The 26,497-nt window shown below is 70.1% G+C and carries 29 protein-coding genes and 1 riboswitch; of the genes, 16 read left to right on the top strand and 13 right to left on the bottom strand.

The window, feature by feature from the left end; genetic code table 11:
* Window position 1 precedes the first annotated feature (1 nt).
* From ACOKR1_RS07595 to ACOKR1_RS07580, 4 genes are all read right to left on the bottom strand, one after another.
* A complete protein-coding gene (locus ACOKR1_RS07595) occupies window positions 2-937 on the bottom strand; it encodes an FAD:protein FMN transferase (RefSeq protein WP_422936085.1) in 936 nt (311 codons plus the stop codon).
* A 441-nt stretch (window positions 938-1,378) separates the two neighbouring features.
* A complete protein-coding gene (gene metX / locus ACOKR1_RS07590) occupies window positions 1,379-2,554 on the bottom strand; it encodes a homoserine O-acetyltransferase MetX (RefSeq protein WP_422936084.1) in 1,176 nt (391 codons plus the stop codon).
* A gap of 68 nt (window positions 2,555-2,622) precedes the next feature.
* Window positions 2,623-2,735: riboswitch (SAM riboswitch) on the bottom strand.
* 86 nt (window positions 2,736-2,821) lie between these two features.
* A complete protein-coding gene (locus tag ACOKR1_RS07585; RefSeq protein ID WP_422936083.1) occupies window positions 2,822-4,030 on the bottom strand; it encodes a type II toxin-antitoxin system HipA family toxin in 1,209 nt (402 codons plus the stop codon).
* A complete protein-coding gene (locus tag ACOKR1_RS07580) occupies window positions 4,027-4,272 on the bottom strand; it encodes a helix-turn-helix transcriptional regulator (protein ID WP_422936082.1) in 246 nt (81 codons plus the stop codon). Before ACOKR1_RS07580 ends, ACOKR1_RS07585 begins: the two co-directional genes overlap by 4 nt.
* 222 nt (window positions 4,273-4,494) lie before the next feature.
* On the opposite strand from ACOKR1_RS07580, the gene ACOKR1_RS07575 reads away from it, so the two are divergent.
* The 5 genes from ACOKR1_RS07575 (at window position 4,495) to ACOKR1_RS07555 (ending at window position 8,366) form a co-directional block, all read left to right on the top strand.
* Entirely contained in the window at window positions 4,495-5,232 is a 738-nt protein-coding gene (locus tag ACOKR1_RS07575) for a phosphatase PAP2 family protein (RefSeq protein ID WP_422936081.1), read from the top strand.
* A 63-nt stretch (window positions 5,233-5,295) separates the two neighbouring features.
* Window positions 5,296-5,955, top strand: coding sequence for a VTT domain-containing protein (locus ACOKR1_RS07570; protein ID WP_422936080.1), 660 nt, complete (start codon window positions 5,296-5,298; stop codon window positions 5,953-5,955).
* Window positions 5,956-5,998: 43 nt separating this feature from the next.
* On the top strand, window positions 5,999-6,667 hold the full coding sequence (locus ACOKR1_RS07565; RefSeq protein ID WP_422936079.1) for a response regulator transcription factor: 669 nt from the start codon (window positions 5,999-6,001) through the stop codon (window positions 6,665-6,667).
* Entirely contained in the window at window positions 6,667-7,686 is a 1,020-nt protein-coding gene (locus tag ACOKR1_RS07560) for a sensor histidine kinase (protein ID WP_422936577.1), read from the top strand. The genes ACOKR1_RS07565 and ACOKR1_RS07560 overlap by 1 nt, the downstream gene beginning before the upstream one ends.
* 41 nt (window positions 7,687-7,727) lie before the next feature.
* Window positions 7,728-8,366: a VOC family protein gene (locus ACOKR1_RS07555; protein ID WP_422936078.1), complete on the top strand. Its 639-nt coding sequence runs from the start codon at window positions 7,728-7,730 to the stop codon at window positions 8,364-8,366.
* A 116-nt stretch (window positions 8,367-8,482) separates the two neighbouring features.
* On the opposite strand, the gene ACOKR1_RS07550 is transcribed toward ACOKR1_RS07555, so the two are convergent.
* The gene (locus ACOKR1_RS07550; RefSeq protein ID WP_422936077.1) at window positions 8,483-9,268 is read right to left on the bottom strand and encodes a CPBP family intramembrane glutamic endopeptidase; all 786 of its coding nucleotides are present in this window, start codon (window positions 9,266-9,268) and stop codon (window positions 8,483-8,485) included.
* A gap of 29 nt (window positions 9,269-9,297) precedes the next feature.
* Here ACOKR1_RS07550 and ACOKR1_RS07545 point away from each other — a divergent pair, with 29 nt between their 5' ends.
* Window positions 9,298-9,996: a histidine phosphatase family protein gene (locus tag ACOKR1_RS07545; protein ID WP_422936076.1), complete on the top strand. Its 699-nt coding sequence runs from the start codon at window positions 9,298-9,300 to the stop codon at window positions 9,994-9,996.
* Here the strand turns inward: ACOKR1_RS07545 and hutI are convergent.
* Both hutI and ACOKR1_RS07535 read right to left on the bottom strand, forming a co-directional pair.
* Window positions 9,993-11,228, bottom strand: a complete 1,236-nt coding sequence (gene hutI, locus ACOKR1_RS07540) for an imidazolonepropionase (RefSeq protein ID WP_422936075.1) — start codon at window positions 11,226-11,228, stop codon at window positions 9,993-9,995. The two genes, ACOKR1_RS07545 and hutI, sit on opposite strands and share 4 nt — an antisense overlap.
* 11 nt (window positions 11,229-11,239) lie before the next feature.
* Window positions 11,240-12,364, bottom strand: coding sequence for an NAD(P)/FAD-dependent oxidoreductase (locus tag ACOKR1_RS07535; RefSeq protein ID WP_422936074.1), 1,125 nt, complete (start codon window positions 12,362-12,364; stop codon window positions 11,240-11,242).
* 201 nt (window positions 12,365-12,565) lie between these two features.
* On the opposite strand from ACOKR1_RS07535, the gene ACOKR1_RS07530 reads away from it, so the two are divergent.
* The 7 genes from ACOKR1_RS07530 to ACOKR1_RS07500 are packed head-to-tail and all read left to right on the top strand — an operon-like array spanning window position 12,566 to window position 16,982.
* Window positions 12,566-12,787, top strand: a complete 222-nt coding sequence (locus tag ACOKR1_RS07530; protein ID WP_415854765.1) for a hypothetical protein — start codon at window positions 12,566-12,568, stop codon at window positions 12,785-12,787.
* 47 nt (window positions 12,788-12,834) lie between these two features.
* Window positions 12,835-13,752 carry a hypothetical protein gene (locus ACOKR1_RS07525; protein WP_422936073.1) on the top strand — a complete coding sequence of 306 codons (918 nt, stop codon included), beginning with the start codon at window positions 12,835-12,837 and terminating at the stop codon, window positions 13,750-13,752.
* Window positions 13,745-14,485, top strand: a complete 741-nt coding sequence (locus ACOKR1_RS07520) for an ATP-binding cassette domain-containing protein (RefSeq protein WP_422936072.1) — start codon at window positions 13,745-13,747, stop codon at window positions 14,483-14,485. The genes ACOKR1_RS07525 and ACOKR1_RS07520 overlap by 8 nt, the downstream gene beginning before the upstream one ends.
* 50 nt (window positions 14,486-14,535) lie before the next feature.
* The gene (locus tag ACOKR1_RS07515) at window positions 14,536-15,912 is read left to right on the top strand and encodes a hypothetical protein (protein ID WP_422936071.1); all 1,377 of its coding nucleotides are present in this window, start codon (window positions 14,536-14,538) and stop codon (window positions 15,910-15,912) included.
* A 44-nt stretch (window positions 15,913-15,956) separates the two neighbouring features.
* Window positions 15,957-16,265, top strand: a complete 309-nt coding sequence (locus ACOKR1_RS07510) for a transcriptional regulator (protein WP_422936070.1) — start codon at window positions 15,957-15,959, stop codon at window positions 16,263-16,265.
* The gene (locus ACOKR1_RS07505) at window positions 16,258-16,809 is read left to right on the top strand and encodes an isoprenylcysteine carboxylmethyltransferase family protein (RefSeq protein ID WP_422936069.1); all 552 of its coding nucleotides are present in this window, start codon (window positions 16,258-16,260) and stop codon (window positions 16,807-16,809) included. The genes ACOKR1_RS07510 and ACOKR1_RS07505 overlap by 8 nt, the downstream gene beginning before the upstream one ends.
* The gene (locus ACOKR1_RS07500; RefSeq protein ID WP_422936068.1) at window positions 16,797-16,982 is read left to right on the top strand and encodes a hypothetical protein; all 186 of its coding nucleotides are present in this window, start codon (window positions 16,797-16,799) and stop codon (window positions 16,980-16,982) included. Before ACOKR1_RS07505 ends, ACOKR1_RS07500 begins: the two co-directional genes overlap by 13 nt.
* A 28-nt stretch (window positions 16,983-17,010) precedes the next feature.
* Here ACOKR1_RS07500 and ACOKR1_RS07495 read toward each other — a convergent pair whose 3' ends face one another.
* A complete protein-coding gene (locus ACOKR1_RS07495) occupies window positions 17,011-18,225 on the bottom strand; it encodes a glycine C-acetyltransferase (protein WP_415854772.1) in 1,215 nt (404 codons plus the stop codon).
* 42 nt (window positions 18,226-18,267) lie between these two features.
* Window positions 18,268-19,314, bottom strand: coding sequence for an L-threonine 3-dehydrogenase (gene tdh / locus ACOKR1_RS07490; protein ID WP_422936067.1), 1,047 nt, complete (start codon window positions 19,312-19,314; stop codon window positions 18,268-18,270).
* 275 nt (window positions 19,315-19,589) lie between these two features.
* On the opposite strand from tdh, the gene ACOKR1_RS07485 reads away from it, so the two are divergent.
* The 3 genes from ACOKR1_RS07485 to ACOKR1_RS07475 all read left to right on the top strand — a co-directional run bounded on the left by ACOKR1_RS07485 (window position 19,590) and on the right by ACOKR1_RS07475 (window position 22,141).
* Window positions 19,590-19,841 carry a hypothetical protein gene (locus ACOKR1_RS07485; RefSeq protein WP_422936066.1) on the top strand — a complete coding sequence of 84 codons (252 nt, stop codon included), beginning with the start codon at window positions 19,590-19,592 and terminating at the stop codon, window positions 19,839-19,841.
* Window positions 19,842-19,931: 90 nt separating this feature from the next.
* On the top strand, window positions 19,932-21,110 hold the full coding sequence (locus ACOKR1_RS07480; RefSeq protein WP_422936065.1) for an ATP-binding protein: 1,179 nt from the start codon (window positions 19,932-19,934) through the stop codon (window positions 21,108-21,110).
* Between the two features lie 65 nt (window positions 21,111-21,175).
* On the top strand, window positions 21,176-22,141 hold the full coding sequence (locus tag ACOKR1_RS07475) for a LysR family transcriptional regulator (protein WP_422936064.1): 966 nt from the start codon (window positions 21,176-21,178) through the stop codon (window positions 22,139-22,141).
* Here the strand turns inward: ACOKR1_RS07475 and ACOKR1_RS07470 are convergent.
* From ACOKR1_RS07470 to gatA, 4 genes are all read right to left on the bottom strand, one after another.
* Window positions 22,138-22,803: a hypothetical protein gene (locus ACOKR1_RS07470; protein ID WP_422936063.1), complete on the bottom strand. Its 666-nt coding sequence runs from the start codon at window positions 22,801-22,803 to the stop codon at window positions 22,138-22,140. The genes ACOKR1_RS07475 and ACOKR1_RS07470 overlap by 4 nt on opposite strands.
* A gap of 100 nt (window positions 22,804-22,903) precedes the next feature.
* Entirely contained in the window at window positions 22,904-23,275 is a 372-nt protein-coding gene (locus ACOKR1_RS07465; protein WP_422936062.1) for a VOC family protein, read from the bottom strand.
* A 194-nt stretch (window positions 23,276-23,469) separates the two neighbouring features.
* On the bottom strand, window positions 23,470-24,975 hold the full coding sequence (gene gatB / locus ACOKR1_RS07460) for an Asp-tRNA(Asn)/Glu-tRNA(Gln) amidotransferase subunit GatB (RefSeq protein ID WP_422936061.1): 1,506 nt from the start codon (window positions 24,973-24,975) through the stop codon (window positions 23,470-23,472).
* Window positions 24,976-26,496: an Asp-tRNA(Asn)/Glu-tRNA(Gln) amidotransferase subunit GatA gene (gene gatA / locus ACOKR1_RS07455; RefSeq protein ID WP_422936060.1), complete on the bottom strand. Its 1,521-nt coding sequence runs from the start codon at window positions 26,494-26,496 to the stop codon at window positions 24,976-24,978.
* Window position 26,497 lies beyond the last annotated feature (1 nt).

Raw genomic sequence — 26,497 nt, 5'->3', positions numbered from 1 at the left:
GTCAGACCCTCTCCGCCGCGGGCCAGCCGTTGAGTTCGAGGACGCCGCCATCGTGCCGCACGAGCCGTGCCGGACAGCCGAACTCGCGGAGCCACGAGAGGGCGCGGTCGCCGCGGACGATCGCCCCCGTGCTGGCCATGTTCGCGCCCACGCAATCCGGTGCCGCCACGGACACGCTGCGCCACACCGGCTCGGCCGGGAGCGAGGTCCACGGGTCGAGGATGTGGTGGAACTGCATCGATCCGGAGCTCCAGCGGCGCTTCTGGGTGCTCGACGTGGCGAGGGCCCAGCCGCCGACGAGGCGCACCTGCGTGGTCGGATCGTCGGGGAGGTCCTGAACGCGAACCTCCCACGCCTCGGGGCCCGCGGTCGCGATGTCGCCGCCGAGCGACACGAGCACCGAGGTACCCCAGCGCTCGGACACCTGCCGCGCGCAGAGATCCGCGGCGAGCGCCTTCGCGCTAGCGCCGAGATCGAGGGCGACGCCGGCGGGCACCGTGAGCACGGAGCCGTCCAGGCGCACGCCGCGCCAACTCTCGGCGGGAAGCTCGCGCTGCGTCACGAGGGACACCGAACCGTACTCGGCGCTGCCGCTTAAGGAGGCACCGCCGTCGTCCGCGAACCGGAACGAGCCGCCGGCCGGACCGTAGCCGAGCACCGCCAACTCGCGGCCCAGCGTCGGAACGACCGTCCCGCCGCTGCGCTCGGCGACACCGAGCGCAGCCCGCACGAGCGAGACCAAGAGCGGGCTCGCCTCCCCGCCGCCGGCGCGCTCGAGCATGCTCAGCTCGGAGTCCTCCCGGAAGCGGCTGCACGCGGCGTCGACCGCGGCGAGCGTTTCCTGCACCCTGGCCAGGGCAGGCTCGAGCACCTCGGGATCGGCAACGGCCAGACGGCACTCGCACGTGAAGGCCTCGAAGTCGCGGTAGGCGATCACGTCACGACCCCGACGAGTGGCCCACGGCGCTTCCGCCGGAGGAAGACTGGAGACCCTGGCTCGACTGCGTGGTGCCCGTGGTCGTCGTGCCTGAGCTCGTCGTGCCGGAGCTGGTCGAACCCGAGCTGGTCGACCCGGAGCCCGTGTCCGACGAGCTCGTGCCCGTGGTCGTCGAGACGGTCTGAATCGCGGACGGGACGTACACCGCCGCCGCGACCGCGGCGGCCCCCAAGACGCTCGAGGCCCCCACCGCAACCGCCGCCAAGCGTGCTCGGCGTCGACCGACTTCTCGGATGTTCTGGCCCATCGTGCCCTCCCTCATACCGGCGTACTGCATCTGTCGCTGTACACCCAGCTTGGGGGGCCTGGTTGTGCCTTCAACGAGTGGTTCCTGTGGACGCACTGTGTCCCTCACCCCTCGCCGCGGGCCGGAGTGGGTGGCTAGAGCGTGAAGACCTGCTTCCGCAGCTCCGAGCCGAGCTGGCCGATCTCGGTCAGGAAGCCGTCGTGGCCGATCTTCGCGTCGATGCGGTAGACGGGAACGTCGCCGGGGAGCGCCGCGGCGAGTTCCTCGCTCTGCTCGGTGAAGTACAGGCGGTCCGAGTCGACGGCCGCGAGGAAGAATTCGGCCTGCGCCCCCGCGAGCGCCCGCGCCACACCCCCGCGTCCGCGACCCACGTCGTGGCTCATGAGGGCCTCGGTCAAGATCACGTAGCTGTTCGCGTCGAACCGACCCACGAGCTTGTCCGCCTGATGGTCCAGGTAGCTCTCGACCTGGTAGCGACCACGGGACGCGATCCCAGCCGAGGCGTCGAACGGGTCCTCGGCCCCCTGTCCGCGGCGACCGAAGCGATGCCCCAGCTCAGCCTCCGAACGGTAGCTGATGTGCGCGATCCGCCGCGCAAGGCCCAGGCCCGCGCTCGGCGTCGCCCTGCCGTAGTAGTCGCCGTCGCGGAAATTCGGATCCTGCCGGATGGCGAGCACCTGGGACTGGGCGATCGCGATCTGCTCGGCCGTGCTGTAGGCGCCGATCGCAACGACGACACAATGCTTGACCCGTTCGGGGTACGTCGCGCCCCATTCGAGCGCCCGAGCCCCTCCCATCGAGCCACCCACCACCGCGTGCCAGCGCCGGATCCCGAGTCCGTCCGCGAGCCGAGCCTCGGCCCGCACGGAATCGCGGATCGTCACGAACGGGAACCGCGAGCCCCACGGCCGGCCGTCAGGATCGGGCGACCCCGGGCCCGTGCTGCCGTAACACCCGCCGACCATGTTGGCGGCCACCACGAAGTACCTCTCGGTGTCCACGGGCTTGCCCGGGCCCACGAGCGCGTCCCACCAGCCGGGTTCCTCGGTGTGCCCTTGGGCCACGTGGGTGGAGCCGGTGAGCGCGTGGTGGATGAGCACGGCGTTGGACGCATCGGCGTTGAGCGTTCCCCACGTCTCGTAGGCGAGCTCAACCTCGGGGAGCTCTCCCCCCGCCTCGAATTCGAGGGCGCCGATCCCGAGCCAGCGGAGCACCCCGTCGCGTGGTTCGGCCTGGAGTGCGTCCCCGGAGGGAGCGGCAGTCGGCGCGGGGGTGGTAGCTGGGGTGGCGATGCGGTCCACGACCGTCATGCGGCCGTCTCGACGTAGATGGGGGCCTTAAAGGACCACTGGGGGTTGCTGGACATAGCATTCCCTTCACGCTGCACTTGACCGGCGGATTTCGCCGGCCCAGGTCTTCACCCGGGGCACCCCACCGCGGCAGGAGGGTTGCCGGCCAGCAAACCGGGGTTTAGCGCTGGCACTCATGACCTGATGCGAGTGTAGAAGGCCGCGGAATCGCGCGGGCAAATGTGTGACCGTGTGTGAAGACAGGCCACAGGGATCCGGGGGCCGGCCTCAGCCCTCCATGAGCCGCCGCCGGTGCTTGAGCTCCTTGACCCACGCGCGAGTCTGGGTCGCCGGGAAGGGCGAGGCCCCGCCGTCGTCCGCCTCGAGCGCCGCCACGAGTGGGCCCGCAGCCCTCAGCGCCGTGTCGACGACGCCGGCGGCGGAGCGCGCCGGGAGCCCGAGCTGCGCCGCCCAGCCGAGGAAATGGCGCCGCGAGAGGCCCATGCGCTTGCCGCCGAGCGGGAGCGCGAGCGACTTGTCCCCGTACGGGACGGTCGAGGGGATGTCGTAGACCGGCGCGACCGTCCATTCGCCCGGCGCGGCGAGCCCGCGCACCACGGAGACGTTCTTGGCGTGCAGGTCGCCGTTGCCCACGAGCCACGCGAACGCCCCCTGGAGCGCGAGGTTCCGCAGCGCGGGGAGTTCGGCCGCGCAGTGCGCCGCGACGGCGCGGCAGAGCTCCTCGTAGCTCACGTTGTATTTGTCCGCCGGGTACAGTCCGAGCAGCTGCGAGCCGTCCTCGACCGCGAGGCGGGCCGTGCCGCCGCCCGGCAGCGCCGGGCGGTCGAAGCGCTCGACGAGCAGGCCGGCGCGCCCGGCCACGTCGTGGACGAGCTTGACTCCGCTCAGCGGGAGGCGGAGCCGCTCCGCGAAGCGGTACATGAGGTGCTCGTTCTCCACGACGTGCGGGAACTCCGGCGCGTTGAGCTTGAGGATGTAGCGCCGTCCGGACTGCGCGGCGGGCAGCGAGATCATGCCCGCGCTCACTTTGTCCTGGACGCCCGCGAGCGCCTTGGGGTCCACGAGCGTGGGGTCGTCGACGAGCGCCGCGAAGTCCGGCGGGCGCCGGGCATCCAGCTCGACAGCGTGCTCCTCCCCCGCGAGCGGCTCGCCGTGCGGGACGATCTGGACGTCCCCCACGGGGTCCCCGCCCGCCGCCATGAGGAGGCCCAACTCGTCGTCGGCGCTCGTCTTGACGGCGCGGCGCAGCGACGCGAGCCGCCGCCCCTCGGGCAGCAGTCCAGTGAAGAAGGGCGGGACCGCACCGGCAGGGGCGTCGACCGGCCGCGCGGTCAACGGGAGCGTGCTCGCGACCGGCTCGCCGCCCGCCGCGAGATAGGCGGGCACGTAGGAAAAGCGCGTACCGCCGTCCGCTCGCTCGAGCCGCGCCGCGAGCACGCCGGCCTTGTACACGTCCGCGATGCGGTGGCGGGTCATCGGCCGGTCGCCGCCCCGGAGTGCGCCCTCGAGTGCGCCCGGGCGACGACGGCGAGCTCGAGTCCGAGCGCGTCGAGCACGGCCGCGAGGGTGTCGAGGCGCACGCTCGCCTTGCCTTGCTCGACGAAGCGGACAAAGCGCTCGGACACCCCGGCGAGGTCCGCGAGGTCCTGCTGCGTGAGGCTCAGCGCACGACGGCGGTCCCTCACCAGGGCGGCGAGGTCCCGGACCGCTTCCTGCATGTTTCCCCCGGCTCCGATTCCGGCTTTCGCACCGAGCGGCACGATCGTTCCGATTCCATGCTCGCGCGGCAGCCTCGTGTGAGTCAAGCAACAGCCATCGCGGTAGATCGGCACGATCGTGCCGATCCGAGTGTCGCAGCCCGCCGGGCCCGCCGCAAACTCCTTTCCGGTTCCGGGGCGGTTCTTAGAGCCGTCTTAGACCGGGCAGGGCAGGATAGGCACATGACCTCTCCCGACTACGCGGCGCGCGGCGCCCGCACGGCGCGCTCCCCGCGCAGCCGACTCGTCACTCTCCCGAGCCTGCGGCACTGGATCCTCGTGCCGGTCGCGATGAGCATTGTGGTCTTTGCCCTCGGCTTCCTCGCGAAGACCACCCCCGTCACCGATGCCGAGCTGAGCGTCAACCAGACCATGAGCACCCAGCACGTCGGCTGGCTCAACACGGTCTCGCTCGCGCTCGAGAAGATCCTGGGCCCCTCCGGCGCCATTGTGATCCTCGTGCTCCTCATCGTCATCCTCTGGTTCCTCCGGCGCACGCCCATCGACGCACTCGCGGTCGTCTCCATCACCGGCTTCGGGTGGGTCTACAGCCTCATCTTCAAGTACGGCGTGCACCGGCACCGTCCGGATCCGGGCCTCCTCGCGAACCCGCTCTCCCCGGACATGGACCCGAACAGCTTCCCGAGCGGCCACGTGTGCTTCGCCGTCTCGCTCACTATCGCGCTGTACTTCCTGTTCCGCGACAAGCGCTGGGGCATCTGGGTGCTCATCCTCGGGATGGTCTTCTCCGGCTTCGTCGCGATCTCCCGCGTCTACGTGGGCGTTCACTACCCCATCGACGTCATCGCGTCGTTCCCCGCCTCGGTGGCAGGCATCGTGCTCTGGTGCGGGCTCTGGAACAAACTCGCGATGCCCATCCTCAACCGCGTCCCGTTCGTGGCGCGCCTCGAGTACCGCTGAGCGAACACCGCTGAGCGAACACCGCTGACCGACACCGTCACGCTCTACTGACAGGACAACCCCATGCTTGACCCGACCTCTCTGCTCGTCGACGCCGGACCCTGGGTCCTCGGCGTCGTGGGCCTCATCGTCTTCATCGAATCGGGGCTCCTGTTCCCGTTCCTGCCGGGCGATTCGCTCCTCTTCACGGTCGGGCTCCTCCACGCCCAGCTCGGACTCTCGCTGCCGATGCTCATTCTCGTGGTCATGGTCGCGGCCATCGCCGGCGATCAGGCGGGCTATCTGCTCGGCCGGGCCGTGGGCAAGCGCTGGTTCCGCGAGGACGCGAAGATCCTCAAGCTGAGCCATCTCGAGAGCGCGGAATCGTTCTTTGAGCGCTACGGCGGGAGGGCGCTCGTCCTCGCGCGCTTCGTGCCGATCGTGCGCACGTACGTTCCCCTCGTGGCCGGGATGGCGCGCTACCCGTACCGGCGCTTCATCGGCTGGAACGTGATCGGCGCCGTCGCGTGGGCGGTCTCCGTGACCATGCTCGGCGTGTGGCTGGGCCACGTCGAATTCATCAAGAAGAACATCGATGTGCTCTCGGTGCTCATCGTCCTCGCGTCGGTGGTGCCGATCGGGTTCGAGGCGCTCCGCCACCGCCGGAACGCGAAGAAGGCGCGCGAGGCCGAGGCTGCTGAGGCCGAGCCTGTCGAGGCGTACGCCGAGAGTTCCGCCGACTGACCGCGAGCCCCTCGCGCACGCCGTCCTTGGCACAATGGCAGCCATGGACCTCCGACCCCGCGTGCTCCTCGTCGAAGATGACCGGCAGCTCGGCCCGCTCGTGGCCGAGCTGCTGGGCACGGACTTCGCGGTGACCCTCGCCGCCGACGGGCGCGAGGGGCTTGAGCTCGCGCTCGCGCGCGAGTGGGACGCCCTCGTCGTGGACCGCGGCCTGCCCCGACTCGACGGGCTGCGGCTCGTCCAGTCTCTCCGCGCGAAGGGCCTCGCGACCCCAGTGCTCCTGCTCACCGCCCTCGGGACCGTCCCCGACAAGGTCGAGGGCCTCGACGCCGGCGCGGACGACTACCTCGTCAAGCCGTTCGACGCCGACGAGCTCGCCGCGCGCCTCCGGGCCATGACCCGCAGCTACGCACTCCCCAAGCGAGGCCGACTCGCAGTGGGCGATTGGGAGCTCGACCCAGCCTCGCGCGTCCTGTCCTCGCGCTACGGCGACCGCGTCGAACTCTCGGGCACCGAGTCCGCGCTCCTCGCGGTCCTCGCACGGGAGCCCGAGCGCGTGTTCTCGCGCGCAGAGCTGCTCGCCCTGGCGTTCGACGCCGGCGAGACTCCAGGCGCGGTCGACACCTACGTGCACTACCTCAGGAAGAAGACGGACAAGTCGGTGATCAGGACCGTCCACGGCGTGGGCTATCAGCTCGGGGAGCTCTCGTGATGCCCACGCGGCGCCCGCCCCGCAACTCCGACGAGGCCGCGCTCCGCCGGGCAGCGCTCAAGGTGGGCTGGCAGATCGCCGGGGCGATCGCCGTCGTCGTCGTCCTTCTGCTCGGAGCCGCCGCCGTCTATCTGTGGGCCAAGTCGCAGCCCGAGGAGGTGCTCGCGCACCTCGAGCGCTCGGAGCCCCAGGTGCTCCTCGACACCGTGGACGTGCTCGGGATCCTCGTGGTGGGCGGCGTGGCGGGGATCGTGCTCGGAGGCGTAGTAGGGATGCTGAGCGCCCGGCGGGCCGTCCGGCCGCTCGGTGAGGCGCTCGCGCTCCAGCGGCGCTTCGTCCAGGACGCGAGCCACGAGCTCCGCACGCCGCTCGCCGTGCTCGACACCCGCATCCAGCTCGCGCAGAAGCGGCTCGGGCCGGAGAGCGAGGCCGCGCCCGTGCTCGCCGAGTTGCGCGCCGACTCGGCCTCGCTCGCCGCCGTCATCGAGGACCTCCTGGGCGGCATCGCGGGGCAGGGCGCCGACACCCCGGAGGCACCCACGGACCTCGCCGAGCTCGCGCTCGACGTCGTGGCCGACTTCGGCGTCCTCGCCGCCGACCGTGGAATCTCGCTCGAGCACGAACCCGCTGCCGGGCCGGTCCGGGTCCCGGTCGCGTCCGCGCCGCTGCGGCGCGTCATCGTGGCTCTGCTCGACAACGCACTCAAGTACACGCCCGAGGGCGGGCGCGTGACGGTCGCCGTGCGCACCACGCCCGGCTCGGGGCGAAGCACGACGGCGGTGCTCACCGTGGCGGACACCGGCCCCGGGATCGAAGGCCGCTCCCCCGAGCGGGTCTTCGAGCGCTTCGCGGGCTCGGGGACCGCGGGACTCGCCGCGCGGCGGAGCTACGGGATCGGGCTCGCGCTCGTGCGCGAGATCGCCGTGCGCAACGGCGGATCCGTGCGGATCGCGGAAACTGGCGCGGGAGGTACCACTATGGAAGTCTCGCTCCCGGCGGCGGGTTACAAGTTAGGTTAACCTAAGCTGAGACGAACATCTCAAAGTGCCAAGATGACTGCATGCGTATGGACCATGTTTCTTATGCCTGCGAACCTGATGGCCTGGCGGCCACGACGGAACGTATAGCCAGCGCACTGGGGGTCGAGGCGGTCAGGGGCGGGGTCCACCCTCGGTTCGGCACCCGCAACATGATCATCCCGCTCACGGCGCACCACTACCTCGAGGTCGTCGAGGTCCTCGACCACCCGGCGTCGGACAAGGCGCCGTTCGGCCAGGCGGTGCGCGCCCGCTCCGCCGCGGGCGGCGGATGGATGGGCTGGTGCGTCGAGGTCGACGATCTGGTCCCCTTCGAGGAGCGACTGGGCCGCAAGGCTGTTCCCGGCAACCGCAAGTTCCCGGACGGCCGCGAACTCGTCTGGAAGCAGATCGGCATCCTGGGCCTCATTGCCGATCCCCAGGTCCCGTACATGCTCAAGTGGGAGGGCGATCCGGGCCTGCACCCCTCGAACGCCTACGCCGGCACGGTCTCGGTCACGAAGCTCACGATCGCCGGCTCGGCCGAGCGCGTGACGGAGTGGCTCGGCGAGCCGGTCGAGAAGCCGCTCGAGGACGTCGAGGTCGAGTGGGTCGCGCCGAAGGGCACACCGGGCATCATGTCCGTCACGTTCAACACGCAGAACGGTCCTGTCACGATCTGACCGGTCGTTAGGCCAGAGACCCGCAACCTCTCGGACGGGACCCCGCAACGTTGCGGGGTCCCGTCCCGCGTGTTGCGGGGTCCCGTCCCGCGCGTTGCGGGGTCCCGTCCCGCGGCTCAGCCCAGGCCGATGGCCTTGCCCACGAGGCTGAAGCCCACGAAGGCCACGATGTCGAGGAGCGCGTGGGCGATGACGAGCGGCATGACGCGCCCGTACCGCCGGTACACCCAGCAGAACACGAGCCCCATGACGGCGTTGCCGACGAACGGCCCGATGCCCTGGTACAGGTGATAGCTCCCCCGCAGGATCGCGCTCGCGGCGACCGCCGCCGTCGTACTCCAGCCGAGCCGCCGCAGCCAGCCGAGCATGAACCCGACCACGATCGTCTCCTCGACCAGCGCGTGCCGCACGGCGGAGAAAATGAGCACGGGCACCGTCCACCAATACTGGTCGAGGCCGCTCGGGATGATCGACGTCGTAAGCCCGATGGCACGCCCGGCCCAGTACAGGCCAAGCGACGGAATACCGATCGCGAGCAAGAGGCCGGCCCCGAACAGGGCGTCGCGCCCGGGCCGCCGGAAGTCGAGGCCCAAACGTCGGAACGGGGCCCGCCACCCGCCACGGCCCACCGCCTCCCACACGAAGTACAGGGCCAGCGCCACGGGAACCAGCGAGAAGACGATGTCGAGCAGCTGATACGCGAAATCGAAGTATTCACGCGTGCTGAGCGAGCGATTGAGCGTCGATTTCCCTTGGGCGAGCGGCGCCTGCGTCGCCTTGTCGAGGAGCTGCACCACCGAGTACACCGCGGACTGCCCGAGCGAGAGCCCCAGGACGATGAGGAGCTGAACCCGCGAGCGAGTGCGGGAGGCTGAGCGGACGACGGCGAGTGCATCGGGCATGCAACCATCCTGCCTTAGGCTGGGGTGCTATGAGCGCGCCGCGGCAGATCATCATGGTCCGGCATGGCCAGTCGGCCGCGAACCTGGACACGAGCATCTACGAGCGCGTGCCGGACTACCGCATTCCGCTCACAGAGCTCGGGCTCGAGCAGGCACGCGAGGCCGGGCGCCGCATCCGCGAGCAGCTCGAAGGCGAGCGGGTCCGTGTGTACGTGTCCCCGTATCTGCGCGCCTACCAGAGCCTCGAGGCCATGGACCTTGCGGACCTCACCGAGCGGGTCGTCGAGGAACCCCGGCTGCGCGAGCAGGACTGGGCGAACTACCAGGTCGCCGAGGAGATCGATCAGCAGAAGAAGCTGCGCGACACCTACGGCCATTTCTTCTTCCGATTCCGCGAGGGCGAGTCCGGGAGCGACGTGTACGACCGCGTCTCGAGCTTCCTCGAGACGCTCCACCGCCACTGGAACAAGCCGGGCCACGCGCCCAACACCCTGCTCGTGACGCACGGCCTCACGATGCGCCTGTTCTGCATGCGCTGGTTCCACTGGACCGTCGAATACTTCGAATCGCTCAACAACCCCGAGAATGCCGGGGTGCACACGCTCGTGATGCAGGACGACGGGCGCTACGAGCTCGACCGCCCGTTCAGCCAGTGGGCCGATCGGAGTCGCACGGACACGGTCCTCTCGACGCCTCCAGCCCCTCAGCAACCACCTGCCGCCCCCTAGCGCAACCGCTCGCCCGCGCGCCATACGGCGTGCGTGAGCGGCATCCCGGGCCGATATGCGAGGTGTGTGGCGGAGGGCGCGTTGAGAAGGTGGACATCGGCGCGATGGCCGACGGCGATCGACCCCACCGCGCGCTTTCCGTCCTCGTCCCTCCCGACGTGCCGCCGGAGCGCGAGCGCCCCGCCGAATGTCGCGGCCCGCACGGCTTCCTGGATGCTCAAGCCCATCTGGAGCACCGCCGTCGTGACGCAGAAGGCGACTGAGCTCGTGTAGCTCGTGCCGGGGTTGCAGTTCGAGGCGATGGCGATCTGGACGCCAGCGTCGAGCAGCCGTCGGGCCGGGGCAAGCGGGGCCCGGGTGGAGAGATCGCACGCCGGGAGCACCGTCGCGACCGTGCCGGCACCCTCCGCGGCACCCGGGCCCGCCCACGCGCTCCATGTTCCTGCGAGCGCTTCGACGTCGGCGTCGTCGAGGAAGTTCACGTGGTCGACGCTTGCCGCGCCGACCTCGACGGCGAGCCGCACGCCCGCGCCCGGGCCCAGCTGGTTGCCGTGCACGCGGAGCCCGAGGCCCGCGTCACGGCACGCGAGCAGCACGCGGCGCGACTGCTCCTCGGTGAACGCGCCGCGCTCGCAGAACACGTCGGCCCAGCGCACGTGCGGCCGGACGGCGTCAAGCATCTCGCCGCACACGAGGTCGGTGTACTCCTCGGCGTCGGTTCCGGCTGGCACCAGGTGCGCGCCCAGATACGTGACTTCGTCGACGGCCCCTGCCGCGAGCATCGCGCTGCGCCGCTCGTTCTCGACGTCGAGCCCGTACCCCGTCTTCGTCTCGAGATACGTGGTCCCCCACGCCGCCGCCTCCGCGACGCGCGCTGCGAGCAGCCGCCGCAGCTCGCCGTCGGACGCGGCCCGCGTCGCGGCCGTCGTCACGCCGATGCCGCCGGCCGCGTACGCCTGGCCGGCCATGCGCGCCTCGAACTCTGCGGTGCGGTCGCCCGCGAAGACGAGGTGGCTGTGCGAGTCCACCCAGCCCGGCAGCGCGGCGCGGCCCTCGGCGTCGTAACGCTCGTCCGCGGCGGGCGCGGATGACGATGGCCCCACCCACGCGATCCGCTCGCCGTCGAGGATCACGGCTGCGTCATGGAGGACGCTCGCCCCTGCTGCCTCGGGGCTCCCGTCGCCCCAATCCTGGGTCGAGAGCTCGCCGATGTTGTCGATGAGGAGGGTCATGCCCCCATCCTCTAGCGACGCACCGACAATCGGTGCGGATCGAGCGCGCGCTCCGTCTCGGATACCGGACGGACGCCCACCCGGAGGGCCTCGGCGCCCGCGAGGAGCTGGCCGGCAGCGTCCTCCGCCATGGCCGCGGATGTCTGGAAACCGTAGCCGCCCTGGCCTGCGAGCCAGAAGAACCCGGGCGCCTCGGGGTCGAAGCCGAGCACGGGCAGGCCGTCGGCGGGCGAGGTCCGCAGCCCGGTCCAGGCGCGGAGGATCCCTGTGACGGGCAGCTCGGCGACGCCGCGGATGAGCTCGATGGTGCGCTCGACGTCGCCCGGGCGCGGCACGGCGTCCTCGGCGCGGCTCGGCTCCGTCTCGGCGGGCGAGACGAGCGCCCCGACCTCGTCCGGGCGGAAGTACCAGGAGTCGTCGGCCGCGGCGATCATGGGCATGTCCGGGTCGAGCGGCTCGGCGAGCGAGACGAGCGCGGCCGTGCGGCGGAACGGCTGCAGGCCCAGGCGCTCGACGCCGAACAGGATTGCGAGATCGTCCGCCCAAGCGCCCGCCGCGTTGACGACGTTCAGCGCATGGAACCCCTCCGCCCCCGCGCCGACGAGCCAGCCCGCGCCGACCCGCTGGGCCGTGTGGACCGGGCTGCCGACGTGGATCGCCACCCCGCCCGAACGCGCCTTCGACTCGTGGTCCCCGATGAGCGCGAGAGCGTCCGTGCGCACCGAGTCCGTGTCGAGCGCGGCCGCCTCGAAGGCTCCCTCGCGCAGCACCGGAGCGAGGGCACGGGCCTCGTGGGGCGCGAGGTGGCCCATTCCGGAGTGGGCCTCCGCGGCAACGTCCGCGGCGGTGCCCACGAGCATGAAGCGGCTGGGCCACGCGAGCCGCCGCCCGGCGTCGTCCACTGCGCCGCGGAGCGTGAGCAGAGTGCGCCGCGTGAGCTCCTGGACCGGCGCGGGACCGTAGCTCGGAATGAGCTGCTGAGCCGAGCGCGACGACGTGTGGTAGGCGAGGCTCTGCTCCGCCTCCACGAGCGCCACGCGGCACTTTCCCGCGAGTTCTGAGGCGAGGGATAGGCCGGCGATGCCGCCACCCACGATCAGGACGTCGACGTCGTGGGTGCTGTCCGTTGTGGCCATGCGGCCACGATACCGCGCGCATTCCGGCCCGTCCCGGGCACCGAAACGGCGGTGCCTAACAACCTTTCCACAACCGCCCAACAATGGCGCCTAAGATTTCCACATATGGTAAGTGACGCTTGACAGCAATGCCTGCGGGACGCAAGGATCGCAGTGTGGCTCAAGGGAAGCCACGCCCAACTCACACCTATGGGGGTACCTGTGACCACTCAAGCAATCTCACCGAACGCGTCCTTCGCTCCGCGCCTGCTGAGCACCGGAGGACGCACCGAAGAGCAGGCCGACTGGGCCATCATTGGCGCCGTCGCCGGCATTGCTGGCGTCGGCCTTGGCGTCGTCGCCTACATCTGTGGTGTGTGCCAGGCTCGCTCCTTCGACGCCTGCATGCACGCCGTCCGCAACTACTGGGGCTCTGGCTGCTGACCATGGTCATGCTGCCGGGTGCCGGGGACGTCCGGCGGAATGCCGTGGTGACCCTGGCACCCGGTGTCCTCCTGAGCGGAAGCACACTCGAGGACGTCGACGGGCAGGTGTACGAGCTCGACCAGGACGGGGCTGCGCTGTGCGCGGTCTTCGCCGAACCCGCGGACGTTGAGACCGTCGTCGAGGGTCTCTCCCAGCTGAGGGAGACCCCTCCGACAACCCTCGCTGGCCCGATATGGGAGTTCGTGGAGGATCTATCCTCCCGGGGACTCCTCTCGGTGAGCGAATCCTTCTCGTCGGAGCGCGCAGCCCGGCTCGCTGAACTGCCAGGGCGCACCTTCACTGCGCTTACGGCTGGCGCCCTCCCGGCAAGCGAAGTCCGCCGATCGCTCCGCCGCTATCCCGGATCGATCACGGGGCTCGCGAGAGCGGGCCTCGAGGCCCATCAGGCGACGGCGTGGATCGGGGTCGCGCTCGTTGTCGCCGCCGCCGGGCTCGCCTTCGCCCTGTCTCCCACCGATTCCGCTCGGGGTGTGGGCGTCCGCACCGCGTGTCTGCTCTTGTCCGGATATTTCACGTTGCTTCTCGCGAACATATTCGTTCACGAATCGGCCCATCTCGTTGCCGCGCGCCTCAGCAAATGCACCGTCTACGGCGTGTACTGCCGTCCGTCCGGAATGGGAATCTCCTACACGACCGCCTCAGAACCGCGCCGGCTGGCCGTCACCGCCGCCGGACCACTCGCGGCGCTCGCACTCGACCTCACGGTCATGGCGGCCATCGTCGTCGGCCCCGGCATTATCTGGAGTGCTGCCGGAATCGACCAGCTTCGCCTCTCGGCGTTCGCGGGCGTGGCGGCCCTCGCCGCGTTCCAAGCCGTCTGCCTGACCCCGCTGGCCAGAGACGGCCGGAGCATCGCCACATCGCTCAGAGCCATCGTCAGGAAGGAAACCGCCCGTGCTTGAGATCCGGGGCCTCCGAGCGTCCTATCCGGGCTTCGCGCTCGGTCCGGTGACTGCCACCGTTCACACGGGAGAATTCGCAACGCTCGTGGGAACGAACGGATCCGGAAAGAGCACTCTCCTGCGCAGTATCCTCGGGCTCCAAAAGCTCGACGGCGGCGCCGCGACCTGGGACGGCCTGCCACTTCCCGAGCGAAACCCGGCGCTCCTTTCGCTCATCGGCTACGTGAGCGACTCACCCAAAGACGTGCTCCCCGAGTTCACCGCCCACGAGTATTGGAGCTACTGCCGGATCGCCCACGAACGGGCCCGCCGCGAACGTCTGGACGCCGCGATGGATCGGGCCGGGTTCCTCGCGGAGCGGCTCGACTTCCCGCTCGGCCAGAAGAGCCCGCTCGGCGCGCTGAGCCTTGGAACGACGCGGAAGGCTCAGATCGTCGGCGCGCTCCTCGCAGAGCCGGAACTGGTCGTTCTCGACGAGCCGTTCATCGGTCTTGATTTCATCGCGGCGCGGGCCCTGGAGAGTCTCCTCCGAGAGCTGGTCGCAGGCGGGACCACGGTGCTGGCCTCGAGCCACGACCTCGACCTGACGTCCCGGGTTGCCGACCAGCTCATCGTGCTCCACGCGGGGAGCATCGTGCTCGATCGGCCGGTCCCCGAACTCGGCGGCTCAGAGGGGCTTGAGCCGGCCATCGTCGAGGCACTCCGACTCCATCGCGGGGCCACCCTGCCATGAGCCTCGTCCTTCCAACACTCCGTCTCGCGTATCGACGCGTCTTCGGGGGGATGACCACAGCATGGTCGCGCGCCGCCCGCGCGGCCGCGGTCGGCGCGATCGTCTGTTTGATCGAGGGCCTCGCCATCGCGGAGGCGCGCCGGCAGACGACGGCGAACGAGACGATGAGCGCGTTCGTCCCGCCCCTTGTGGCCATCTTGGTCTACCTTGCCGGCGGCAGCATCGTGCTCCTCTCCGTGGCGGCGCGGGACACCTCCGGGAACACCCGCGGCGCGCTCCTGACCCTCCCACTCTCGAGGATCGGCACGGCCCTTCTCGAGTGGATCCCGGTCTTGGCCACCGCACTGGTCCTGCTCGGCCTCGCCATCACCCCGTCCGCGACGGCGCTCATCGCCGCCCAGTACCCGCCTGCGGCCGCCGTGGGGCTCATCGTCACGGCACTCGCCGCGGGCGCGGGGACGGGAGCGCTTGTCCTGTCTGGGGTCTCTCTGGCGCTGCGGGGCTCGACATGGACTGCGGTGCGGTATCCGCTGGCGGTGCTCGTCTGGGCGGCCGTCGCGACGGCCGCGATCTGGCGGAGCTTCGGGCAGTCGAGGTCCGCCGGGCCCGCCGTCGGCGACCTCGCACTCGTCCTCCCTTCCATCGTCCGGCAAGCCGGATTCGGTGAGCCGATCGAGCCGTGGGTCGTCGGCCTCGCGGCGTTCGGCGGTCTGCTCGTGGTTGGCTTCGTTGTCCCGTGGGCCATCGGGGGCCAAGTGGCCAGCCGTCGGCGCCTCATCCGGCGGGGGTGGAACGGCGGGGAGAAGTCCTCCCTCGCGGTGGGCGAGCTCGTCTACTCGACCCGCAACGCGACGCTCGTGGCCAACGCCGTCGCCGCGGAGGTGCTCGTCCTCGGACTGGGTGTTCTGCTCGCGTCCGTGCCCTCCCCACTGAGGCAACCGCTCCTGGCGCCCGTCCTGATGGTGGCCGCGTGCCTGGTCGGCTCGGTCACACGGCAGCAGCGCTCCCTGTTTCCTGCGACGCGACCACCGCAACAGCTCATCAACCTCGAGGTCGGACCGTGGGTCGCGCGCCAGTTCGGGATTGCCTTGCTCTGGTTCGCCGGCCTGTATGCCCCTCCCCTCGTGACAGCCCTGTGGATCGGACTCCCGGCCTGGACCGTGTGGAGCGGGTGGGCCACGGCGGGAGCATCCGCGTTCGCAATCAGCGCCCTCGCCGGCTGGATTCTCCCGTTTCCGCTCGACAACGCCCCCGGGCAGCTGCTCGCGTCGGTGGCCACGGTCTCCGCCGCCGGGGCCCTCGGCACGTTCGCCGTGGACGTCAGCTCAAACTCGCCGCTGCTCTCGATGGCGCTCTGCCTGTGCGCGCTCATCGTCTCAGTGGGCGCGGCGGTCGCCGCCGAGCAGCGCCGGTGGGCGGCAGGCTGAGCTCCGCACCTCGAAGCAGACAAGAACAATCAAGGGGGATCAACGTGAAAGACAAGACCGTGAGGGCCTGGAAGTGGTACAGCGTCGCATCGGTCCTGGTGTGGGTCGGCGCCCTGGCGATAGGCGCGATCGCCTTCGTGACCGCAAGCGAAGCTGCACGCGCCTCGGCGCAGGACGGAACGTTCCTCCAGCAGTTCCTCGGGGCGCCGTTGTTCGAAGGGTTCCGGCTGGCCGGCAAGTTCGGAGTCCGGCCGCAATGGGGCCTCATGCTCCTCGTCGTCGTACCGTTCTCCGCGACAGCCGCCCTCACGGCGCTCCAGGTGCGTCGGTTCGTCAGGGGCAATCGTGCCTGACGCCCTGGCGTGGGTCACCGCGGCTGCCCTTCTGGGCGTCACTGAGCTCGCGTTCGCGGCGCGGGGCGGCCGCGGGGCGCCCGCGGAGGCCGTGGCCATGGACCACGTCATGAAGGCCGCCACCCTCCTGAGCTTCCTCGGCCCTGCCCTCATGGCGCCCCTGATGGCGAGGCCGCTGCCCGTCGTCGTGGGAGCTGGCTTCGCGCTGGCCTTGGGTGGCGTAGCGGTCCGGCTCGCGGCGATGGTTACCCTCAGGGGCCGCTACCGGCTCACGCCCCAGCGCCAGTCGTCTGACCATTACCTCGTGAGGCGCGGCCCGTACGCCCTCGTGCGCCACCCAGGTTACGTGGGGATTCTGGCGGCGCTCTCGGGCATGGCGCTCACCGCCGCGGGTCCGGGAGGGCTTATCTTCGTGGTGCCCGTGGCGGTGTTCTGCGTCCTGCGGATCGCCGGAGAGGAGCGGCTCCTCCGCGAGGAATTCAACACCGACTTCAGCGATTACTGCCGCGCCGTGCGGTGGAGGCTGGTCCCGTGGCTGTACTAGACAAACGCCCCGATCCCCTCGACGATCCCGAGTTCGAACTCGTCCTCCTGCGCGCGCGGGAGGTTGGCGCCCGGACCACGGCCCGGCGGCGACTCGAAGGCCTCATTCCCGCCGCCATCATTGCCGCGACTTTCGTGCTCAGCGTCCTCGCCGCGGTGCTCGGTATGCCGTGACCCCCACGGTCAGTGCCGTGACGGCCCCCTACCCAACGACCGCTGAGCGCGCGGCGACGAACGCCGCCACGGCGGTTTCGACGTCGTCCGCGGTGTGCGCCGCTGAGAGCTGCACCCGGATCCGCGCGAGGCCCTTCGGCACCACGGGGTACGAGAACGCGGTGACATAGACGCCGTGGGCGAGCATCTCGGCCGCGATCCGGCCGGCGAGCGCGGCATCCCCGAACATGACCGGGACGATCGCGTGCTCGCCGGGGAGCAGCTCGAAGCCCTCCTCGACCATGCGCCGGCGGAACAGCCCGGCGTTCTCGAAGAGCCGCTCGCGCAGCTCACCGGAGCCGGCCACGAGGTCGAGTGCGCGCAGGGTTGCGGCGACGATCGAGGGCGCCACGGAGTTGGAGAAGAGGTACGGACGTGCCTTCTGGCGCAGTACCGCCACGATCTCGGCGCGGCCCGCGACGTAACCGCCCGACGCACCGCCCAGGGCCTTGCCGAACGTCCCCGTGTAGATGTCGATTCGGTCGGATACGCCGGCATGCTCGGGCGTCCCAGCGCCGGTCGAGCCCATGAAGCCGACCGCGTGGGAATCGTCCACCATGACCATGGCGCCGTAGCGCTCGGCGAGGTCGCAGATCTCCCGGAGGGGCGCGAGGTAGCCGTCCATCGAGAAGACGCCGTCGGTGACGATGAGCGTCCGCCGCGCGCCGACGCCGTCGTTCATCGCCGCAGCCTCGCGCAGGCGCGCCTCGAGCTCGCCCATGTCGCGGTTCGCGTAGCGGAGCCGCGCGGCCTTGCACAGGCGGATTCCGTCAATGATCGACGCGTGGTTGAGGGCGTCGGAGATGACGGCGTCCTCAGGCCCGAGCAGCGCCTCGAAGACGCCCCCGTTCGCGTCGAAGCAGCTCGAGAACAGGATCGTGCTCTCGGTGCCGAGGAACTCGGAGACGCGGCGCTCGAGCGCGAGGTGGGCGTCCTGGGTTCCGCAGATGAAGCGCACGGACGCCATGCCGAAGCCGCGCTCGTCAAGCGCCCGCTTCGCCGCGGCGATGAGCTCTGGGTGATCGGCGAGGCCCAGGTAGTTGTTCGCGCAGAAGTTGAGCACCTCCCCCGCTGGGGCGTCGAGCGGGCCGGCCTGGATGTGGGACGACTGCGGCGAGTCGATGTGCCGCTCCTCTTTGAACGTCCCCGCCGCGCGGATCTCCGCGAGCTCGGCCGCGAGCTGCTCCTTGACGCCTGCGAACATGTATCTACCCTTCTCCTCGTCCTCTGAACTTCCGCTTTCGCCCTAAACGCCCGACCAGTCCAGCACCACTTTGCCGCCGCGGCCAGAGCGGGCGACGGCGAAGCCCTCCTCCCAGCGCGAGGCCGGGAGGACGTCGGTCACCACGGCCGCGACGTTGCGGTGGAGGACCGGGTCGGAGGAGAGCATCGCGCTCATCGCGTACCAGGTTTCGAACATCTCGCGCCCGTAGATCCCTTTGAGCGTGAGCATGTGGGTGACGATCTTGCCCCAGTCGACCTCGATCGGCTGGGCCGGGAGGCCGAGCATCGCGATGCGGCCGCCGTGGTTCATGTTCTCGATCATCTCGGGCAGTGCCGAGGGGTGGCCGGACATCTCGAAGCCCACGTCGAAGCCCTCGCGCATGCCGAGCTCGCGCTGCGCCTCGCGGACCGTCATGGTCGAGACGTCGACCGCGAGGTCGACCCCCATGCTGCGCGCGAGCTCGAGACGCGACGCGGAGACGTCGGTGATCGCGATCTTGCGCGCGCCGGCGTGGCGGGCCACCGAGATGGCCATGAGGCCGATCGGCCCCGCGCCGGTGATGAGCACGTCCTCGCCGACGAGCGGGAAGCTCAGGGCGGTGTGCACGGCGTTGCCGAACGGGTCGAAGATCGCTCCGAGTTCCGGGGTGATCGACGGATCGTGGTGGACCCAGACGTTGGTCTCGGGGATCACGACGTACTCGGCGAACGCGCCGTCGCGCTGCACGCCGACGCTCGAGACGTTGATGCACATCTGCCGACGACCCGCGCGGCAGTTGCGGCACATTCCGCACACGATGTGGCCTTCGCCCGAGACGCGGTCGCCGACCTTGACCTCGCGGACCTCGCTGCCGACCTCGACGACCTCGCCGTAGAACTCGTGGCCGGGGACGAGAGGGACGGTGATCATGGACTGCGCCGTTGCGTCCCAGGACTGGATGTGGAGGTCGGTGCCGCAGATGCCGGTCGCGAGGACGCGGATCTTGACGTCGGCGGGCCCGGCCTGTGGCTCGGGGCGCTCGACGAGCTCGAAGCCGGGCTGGGGGCCGGCCTTGAAGAGGGCTTTCATGAGGCCATTCAAGGACAGGCGACGGCTTAGAACAACAGTGGGTGTCTCAAGGGACGGTTTAGGCTCACTTATGCGATCCGAGCCCCGCGCAGCCGCGTCTCAGTGTCACTCCGGAGGGCTATCGTCGGAAGTACGGGCGCCGCGGGGGTCGGGCCCGATCTGGGGGCCTCGGAATGCACTACTCGAAGTTTCGTCTGCCCGGCGCCATCCTTGCGGGCTTGCTGTGCATTGGCTGCTTGGTCGTGGCCGCGGTATTTCCCGGGAGGTATCCGTGGGTGGCTTGGACGACCGCTGGACTCGCATTGGCGTCCCTCCTCGCGGTCGGCGTCTTGAGCCTCCGACCGCGTCTCGGTGGCGCGCTGTTCGCAGTCGCGGGGCTGAGCGGCGCCGCTTTCAAGTCGGCGAGCGGCTTCCACATGCCGACCGAGCTCGCCGCGTGGGCGTGGGTCCTCGTGGCGCTAGCGCTGGCAACGATGGGCCTCGTCGAGCATGCCGACGACCGCGCCGGCCCAAGCGTCGACCCGTGAGCGGGCCCGACGGGCGAAAAATCTGTCAAAGAATATGGCTCAATATCAAAATTTGAAATTCTCTGAAATCTTTTGGATATTATGGACCGCGTGGACCCCGCTCTGAACCCCTTCGCGCCCGGCTCCGGAGTCAGGCCACCCGCACTTGTTGGACGGCAGGTGGAGATCGACGCCTTCGAACTTCTCGTCGCGAGAGCCAAAGCCAACACCGCTGGGGACCGCGGAATGCTCCTGACCGGCCTCCGCGGCGTAGGCAAGACGGTCTTGCTCAACGTCTTCTCGGACATCGCTCGCCACAATGGATGGCTTGTGGTGCAGTTCGAAGCGCAGCCAGGGGACAAAGCCGGTGGTGCGGCACGGAGGAAGCTTGCCCGGGAGCTCCAGCTCGGTGCACGAAGACTTCGACCGACTCCAGCTTGGTCACATCTGCGAGAGCAGGGGCTCGGGAGTATCTCAAACATTTCGGTTTCGCTGGGACTTCAAGGTCTCACCGCAGACCTCAAATTCGCCGCGGGACGAGCAGACTCGCACGATCTAGACATCGACCTCGAAGAACTAGTCGAAGACATTTGCCTTTCCATGAGCAAGGCCAGAGCTGGTTTCGCTCTCGTCATCGACGAGATGCAGGACCTCGACGAAGACTTGCTCGGAGCCCTCCTCGCCGTTCAGCACACGGCTGGGCAAAGGGGTTGGCCGTTCTTCATCATCGGAGCAGGTCTGCCGTCGCTTCCAGGTCGATTGAGCGAGAGCCGGTCGTATGCGGAGCGCCTCTTCCAGTACCGGCAAATCGGAAGACTCGATCATTCAGCGGCTTCGGAGGCGCTGACAGTCCCGATCGACCGGCTCGGCGGAATCCTCCGCGGGGACGCCCTCGAAACACTGCTGGAAGCGGCAGGTGGATACGCGTACTTCCTGCAGGCCTATGGGCGCACCGTCTGGGAGACCGCATCAGACCGGGAAATCACCGTCGGAGACGCACTTCTAGCGGTGGAACTGGGCACGGCCGATCTCGACCAGGGGTTCTTCGTGGCGAGGTGGCAGCGGACCACCCGCTCCGAGAGAGGCTATCTTCGCGCGATGAGTCAGGACGGAGAAGGCCCAACGGCAACGGCCGACCTCATCGACAGGCTCCAGAAAGACCACAGCTCGCTGACCAGCCAGCGGGCGAGGCTTATCGACAAGGGAATCATCTTTGCACCCGAGCATGGCCACGTGCAGTTCACGGTACCCGGGATGGGATCGTTCATCGCGCGCCAGAGCAACGACTAGCTGCCCGGCACGTATCAAGGTTTAGCCGTGGACCGACATTGAGGCCAACCATTTAGAATCCCTACATGGATGTCCGGCAACTGCAGATTCTCCGCGAGCTCGGGGAGCTGGGGAGCGTCAAGGCCGTTGCCGAGGAGCTGCTCGTCACACCGTCGGCCGTTTCGCAGCAGCTCGCCCTCCTGACCCGCAGCGCGGGCGTGCCTCTCACCCGCAAGGAGGGGCGCTCCCTCGTCCTCACGGACGCCGGCAAGGTGCTCGCGGAGGCAGGTGGCGCCGTCGTCCGCGCCATGGCCGACGCTCGCGCGGCCATCGGCGTCTACCACGACGATCCGGCAGGGACGGTCTCGGTGAGCGCGTTCCACTCGGCGGGCCAGGCCCTGTTCGGTCGCCTCGCCACGCGGCTCGCCGCGGGAACGGACGACGGCGCCGCACCTCGCCTCAGGCTCGCCGACGAGGACGTCCCGCAGCACGGCTTCCCCGCGCTCACGGCACGCTACGACCTCGTGCTCGCGCACCGGATGGCGCACAGCGAGGAGTGGCCGCTCGACCGGCTCGTCGTCGTCCCGCTCGTGCGAGAGCCGTTCGACGTCGCGCTCCCGATGGACCACCCGCTCGCGGCGCGCTCCTCGCTCACCGCCGACAATGTCGCGGGCGAGTCGTGGGTCTCGAGCCGGCCGGGCTACTCCCCTGCGGACGTACTCGCGGCCATCGGCGCGGTGGCCAGCCGCGCGCCGGAGGTGGCGCACCGGATCAACGACTATTCGACGGTCGCCGCCGTCGTGGCGGGCGGAGGTGTCCTCGGGCTGCTCCCCCGCTACACGGCCGCGATCGGCCTCCCGCCCGGCGTCGTGCTCCGCCCGCTCGAGGGCATCGGGACGCGACGCAGCATCGACCTTCTGATCCGGCCGGAGAACGCGCGGCGTCGCTCCGTTCGCGCGGTGGCCGACGCGCTGCGCGGCCTCGTGGGAGAGCTCGTCGCGGAGGCGGAATCGCGGGCCCGCGCGTCAGCCGAGGGGCCCGCCCCGGGTTAGGACGTGCTCGACGGAGACGGCGAAGGCTTCGAGGTCGACGGCGCGGACGGCTTGGGCGACTGCGTGCCGGGCGACTGTGTCCCCTGGCCGCGCTCGTGGCGCTGGCCGAAGCCCTGCCGGATCTCCTTCCCCGGGAATGGTCCCTTCGTGAGCTGCTGCACGACGTAGTCGCTGCCGGACTGGACGGCCCGAACCATGACGGTGTCGCCCTTGGCGAGGTCGCCAGACTTGATCGCCGCACCCTTGGGCTCGGCCTGCGACAGGAAGCGCGTCGAGCTGTTGAGCGTGTAGGTCTGGGTGAAGCCGTCGTCGCTCTTGATCGTCACCTTAGTGTCGCTCACGTCGGTGACGGTGCCGCGCTGCACGAACACGGTCTCGATGGTGCCGTCGGCCTTCTTGACGGTCATCTGGCCATGAAGCGTCTCGGCACCCACTTGGCCGGCGCCGGGCTTCCCGGCATGGTGGCCGGGCTGGGCGCTCGCACTCGCGCTCGGGGCGGGCGACGGCGAGTTGGTCGCGTTCGCCGCCCACGCGGCGGCGCCCCCCACTCCGGCGAGACCCACTACGACGGCGCCCACCACGAGCCCGCGGCGCACGTGCCGGCGCGGCGGGAGCTGCGACGTCGGTGGGGTCGGGGGAACGGGCGGGTAGGTGTTGCTCATGCTTCCATGATCCCGCGACACGCCGGGGCACGAGCGGATCCTCAGGCACTCGGCCGAAGATTCACAGACCTGACACAGGTCGGGACGGCATGCGCTCCCCTCAGTTTTCGAAGAGGCAGAACGGGTGGCCTGCGGGGTCGAAGAACACGATGACGTCCTCCTGCGGCTGGTGCTCGGCCCGCGTCGCCCCGCATTCCTTGGCGTGGGCCGCGGCCTTCTCGAGGTCCTCGACCTTGAGGTCGAGGTGCATCATCATCTGCTGCTGTCCGAGCTGCTCCGGCCAGACAGGGCGCTGGAAGTCCTCCTCGAGCTGGAACGAGAGCTTCGGCCCGCCGCCCGGGTTGAGCACCGTTGCCCACTCCCGCTCGTCGTCGCCGAGCTCCCAGCCGAGGAGATTGGCATAGAAGCGGGCGAGCCGCTGCGGGTCCGGGGCTCCCAGGACGGTGGCGTGCAGGCTGATGGGGGTCTTCATGCGCTCAGAGTAGGACGACGGCGAGCGGCGGCGGGAGGGGCGAGACCAACCTCGCCTTCGCGGCATCGCTGTTACCCCCTCACCCGTGCTTCGGCTCTGAAGCACGCTGGCCACGAATCGGGTCCGTGGCAGAAGAAGGAGCCGCGGGGTCCACCTTGGACCCCGCGGCTCCCTTTCACGCCCGCCGTCTCGCGCTACGCGCTGACGCCGAGCCTCTCGAGGATGAGCTCGCGCACTCGGCCGGCGTCGGCCTGGCCGCGCGTGGCCTTCATGACGCCGCCCACGATCGCGCCGACGGCCTGGACCTTGCCTCCGCGGATCTTGTCGGCGACGTCGGGCTGGGCCGCGAGGGCCGCGTCGATCGCCTCGAGGAGGGGACCGTCGTCGGACACGAGCACGAGCCCGCGGGCCTCCATGACCTGGGTCGGCGTGCCCTCGCCGGCGATGACGCCGTCGAGCACCTGGCCCGCCATCTTGTTGTTGAGCTTGCCGCCCTCGACGAGACCGTTGAGCTCGACGATCGCGGCTGCGCTCACGCCGAGCTCGGCCGGGTCGACGTCTGCGACCTTCGCCCGGCCCACGATCTCGCCCATCCACCACTTGCGGGCCGCGGTCGCCGAGGCGCCGGCGGAGATGGTCTCCTCGATCGAGTCCATGACGCCGGCGTTGACCACGTCGCGGAACTCCGGACCGGAGTAACCCCACGCGGCCTGGAGGCGCTTGCGGCGCTCGGCCGGCGGCTCGGGGAGCTGAGCGCGCAGCGACTCGACCCATTCGCGACTCGCGTGGATCGGAACGAGGTCGGGCTCGGGGAAGTACCGGTAGTCGTCGGCGTCGCTCTTGGGGCGACCCGCCGTCGTCGTCCTCGTGTCCTCGTGCCAGTGCCGCGTCTCCTGGGTGACCTTCTCCCCCGCCGCGAGGACCGCCGCGTGGCGCTGGATCTCGAAGCGCACGGCGTGCTCGACGGACCGCAGCGAGTTGACGTTCTTCGTCTCCGAGCGGATGCCGAACTTCGTGGCGCCCTTCGGCATGAGCGAGACGTTCGCGTCGCAGCGGACGTTGCCGCGCTCCATGCGGGCGTCGGAGACGCCGAGGTTCTTCACGATCTCGCGGATCGCCGCGACGTACGCGCGGGCCAGCTCCGGGGCACGGCGACCGGCGCCCACGATCGGCTTCGTGACGATCTCGACGAGCGGCACGCCCGCCCGGTTGTAGTCCACGAGCGAGTACTCGGCGCCCTGGATGCGGCCTGCCGCACCACCGAGGTGGGTGAGCTTGCCGGCGTCCTCCTCCATGTGCGCGCGCTCGATCTCGACGCGGAACACCTCGCCGTCCTCGAGCTCGATGTCGATCCAGCCGTCGTGGGCGATCGGCTCGTCGTACTGCGAGGTCTGGAAGTTCTTCGGGGTGTCCGGGTAGAAGTAGTTCTTCCGGGCGAAGCGGCACGACTCGGCGATCTCGCAGTTGAGCGCGAGGCCGATCTTGATGGACGACTCGACGGCCGCCTTGTTGACCACGGGGAGGACGCCGGGAAGGCCCAGGTCCACCTCGTTGACGTTCGTGTTCGGATCGTCGCCGAAGGCGTTCGGCGCCGAGGAGAACATCTTGGTCTTCGTGTTCAGCTCCACGTGGACCTCGAAGCCGAGGACCGGGTCGAACTGCTCCATGGCCTCGTCGAAGGTCAGGGTTGCGTCAGCCATTTACTTCACACCTCCGAGCACAGGGGCCTTGGCGAGCAGGGGGCCGCCCCACTGCGCCTCGAGCAGGGACTCCAGCGCGGCGCCCACGCGGTACAGGCGGGCGTCCTCGCGGGCCGGGGCGAGGAGCTGGATGCCGACGGGCAGGCCGTCCTCGTCCGCGAGGCCGCCCGGGAGCGAGAGGCCCGGGACTCCCGCGAGGTTCGCCGGGATCGTCGCAACGTCGTTGAGATACATGGCCAGCGGGTCGTCGAGCTTCTCGCCGAGCTTGAACGCCGTGGTCGGCGCGGTCGGCGAGATGAGCAGATCGGCCTGCGCGAACGCGGCGTCGAAGTCCCGCTGGATGAGCGTGCGGACCTTTTGCGCCGAGCCGTAGTAGGCGTCGTAGTAGCCGGCCGACAGCGCGTACGTTCCGAGGATGATGCGGCGCTTGGCCTCCGCACCGAACCCGGCCGCGCGCGTCGCACCCATGACGCGCTCGATCGTGAGCGGGCCGTCCTTCGGCAGGACCCGCAGGCCGTAGCGCACGCCGTCGAACTTCGCGAGGTTCGAGGAGACCTCGGACGGCATGATGAGGTAGTACGCGCCGAGCGCGTACTTGAAGTTGGGGCACGAGACCTCGACGATCTGAGCGCCCGCGCCGCGGAGCAGCTCGACCGCGTCGCGGAAGCGCGCCTCGACGCCCGGCTGGAACCCCTCGCCGCCGAGCTCCTTGACGATGCCGATCCGAAGGCCCTCGACGCTGCCGTTGCGTGCCGCGGCGGCGAGCGTGTCGAACGGGTCGGTGAGCGACGTCGAATCGAACGGGTCGTGGCCGCCCACGAGCTCCTGGAGCAGCGCGGCGTCGAGCACCGAGCGCGAGACCGGGCCGATCTGGTCGAGGCTCGAGGCCATCGCGATCGCGCCGTAGCGGGACACGGCGCCGTACGTCGGCTTGACCCCGACGGTGCCGGTCACCGCGCCGGGCTGGCGGATCGAGCCGCCCGTGTCGGTGCCGAGCGCGAGCGGCGCCTCGAACGCGGCGACCGCGGCTGCGGAGCCGCCGCCCGAGCCGCCGGGGATGCGGTCGAGGTCCCACGGGTTGTGGGTCGGGCCGAACGCCGAGTGCTCGGTCGAGGAGCCCATCGCGAACTCGTCGAGGTTTGTCTTGCCGAGCATCGGGAGCTTCGCGGCCCGGATCTTCTTGATGACCGTCGCGTCGTAGGGGCTCATCCAGCCCTCGAGGATGCGGGAGCCCGCCGTCGTCGGCTGGCCCACCGTGACGATGAGGTCCTTGATGGCGATCGGCACGCCGGCCAGCGGGTGGAGGGCCGCGGCGTCGTCCCCGCCGGCGGCGCGGATCGCGTCGACCTCGCGGGCGACGGCGAGCGCCTCCTCGGTGTTGACGTGCAGGAACGCGTGGACCTGCGCGTCGACCTCGCCGATGCGGTCGAGGTGAGCCTGGGTGACCTCCTCGGAGGAGACCTCCTTGGCGGAAAGCTTCTCGGCCAGCTGCGCGGCTGTGCTCGTGATGAGCTCGTTCATG

The sequence above is a fragment of the Sinomonas sp. P47F7 genome (assembly GCF_049332655.1).
Classification (GTDB): Bacteria; Actinomycetota; Actinomycetes; order Actinomycetales; family Micrococcaceae; genus Sinomonas.
Note: the sequence above shows the minus strand (reverse complement) of the source record. Positions and strands in the feature narration are given on the sequence as shown.

Coding starts and splice junctions, on each gene's coding strand:
- metX (WP_422936084.1), bottom strand. CDS start 2,554: ATGACGGTCGTGGACCGCATCGCCACCCCAGCTACCACCCCCGCGCCG.
- ACOKR1_RS07585 (WP_422936083.1), bottom strand. CDS start 4,030: ATGACCCGCCACCGCATCGCGGACGTGTACAAGGCCGGCGTGCTCGCG.
- ACOKR1_RS07580 (WP_422936082.1), bottom strand. CDS start 4,272: ATGCAGGAAGCGGTCCGGGACCTCGCCGCCCTGGTGAGGGACCGCCGT.
- ACOKR1_RS07575 (WP_422936081.1), top strand. CDS start 4,495: ATGACCTCTCCCGACTACGCGGCGCGCGGCGCCCGCACGGCGCGCTCC.
- ACOKR1_RS07570 (WP_422936080.1), top strand. CDS start 5,296: ATGCTTGACCCGACCTCTCTGCTCGTCGACGCCGGACCCTGGGTCCTC.
- ACOKR1_RS07565 (WP_422936079.1), top strand. CDS start 5,999: ATGGACCTCCGACCCCGCGTGCTCCTCGTCGAAGATGACCGGCAGCTC.
- ACOKR1_RS07560 (WP_422936577.1), top strand. CDS start 6,667: ATGCCCACGCGGCGCCCGCCCCGCAACTCCGACGAGGCCGCGCTCCGC.
- ACOKR1_RS07555 (WP_422936078.1), top strand. CDS start 7,728: ATGCGTATGGACCATGTTTCTTATGCCTGCGAACCTGATGGCCTGGCG.
- ACOKR1_RS07550 (WP_422936077.1), bottom strand. CDS start 9,268: ATGCCCGATGCACTCGCCGTCGTCCGCTCAGCCTCCCGCACTCGCTCG.
- ACOKR1_RS07545 (WP_422936076.1), top strand. CDS start 9,298: ATGAGCGCGCCGCGGCAGATCATCATGGTCCGGCATGGCCAGTCGGCC.
- hutI (WP_422936075.1), bottom strand. CDS start 11,228: ATGACCCTCCTCATCGACAACATCGGCGAGCTCTCGACCCAGGATTGG.
- ACOKR1_RS07535 (WP_422936074.1), bottom strand. CDS start 12,364: ATGGCCACAACGGACAGCACCCACGACGTCGACGTCCTGATCGTGGGT.
- ACOKR1_RS07515 (WP_422936071.1), top strand. CDS start 14,536: ATGACCACAGCATGGTCGCGCGCCGCCCGCGCGGCCGCGGTCGGCGCG.
- ACOKR1_RS07495 (WP_415854772.1), bottom strand. CDS start 18,225: ATGTTCGCAGGCGTCAAGGAGCAGCTCGCGGCCGAGCTCGCGGAGATC.
- tdh (WP_422936067.1), bottom strand. CDS start 19,314: ATGAAAGCCCTCTTCAAGGCCGGCCCCCAGCCCGGCTTCGAGCTCGTC.
- ACOKR1_RS07475 (WP_422936064.1), top strand. CDS start 21,176: ATGGATGTCCGGCAACTGCAGATTCTCCGCGAGCTCGGGGAGCTGGGG.
- ACOKR1_RS07470 (WP_422936063.1), bottom strand. CDS start 22,803: ATGAGCAACACCTACCCGCCCGTTCCCCCGACCCCACCGACGTCGCAG.
- ACOKR1_RS07465 (WP_422936062.1), bottom strand. CDS start 23,275: ATGAAGACCCCCATCAGCCTGCACGCCACCGTCCTGGGAGCCCCGGAC.
- gatB (WP_422936061.1), bottom strand. CDS start 24,975: ATGGCTGACGCAACCCTGACCTTCGACGAGGCCATGGAGCAGTTCGAC.
- gatA (WP_422936060.1), bottom strand. CDS start 26,496: ATGAACGAGCTCATCACGAGCACAGCCGCGCAGCTGGCCGAGAAGCTT.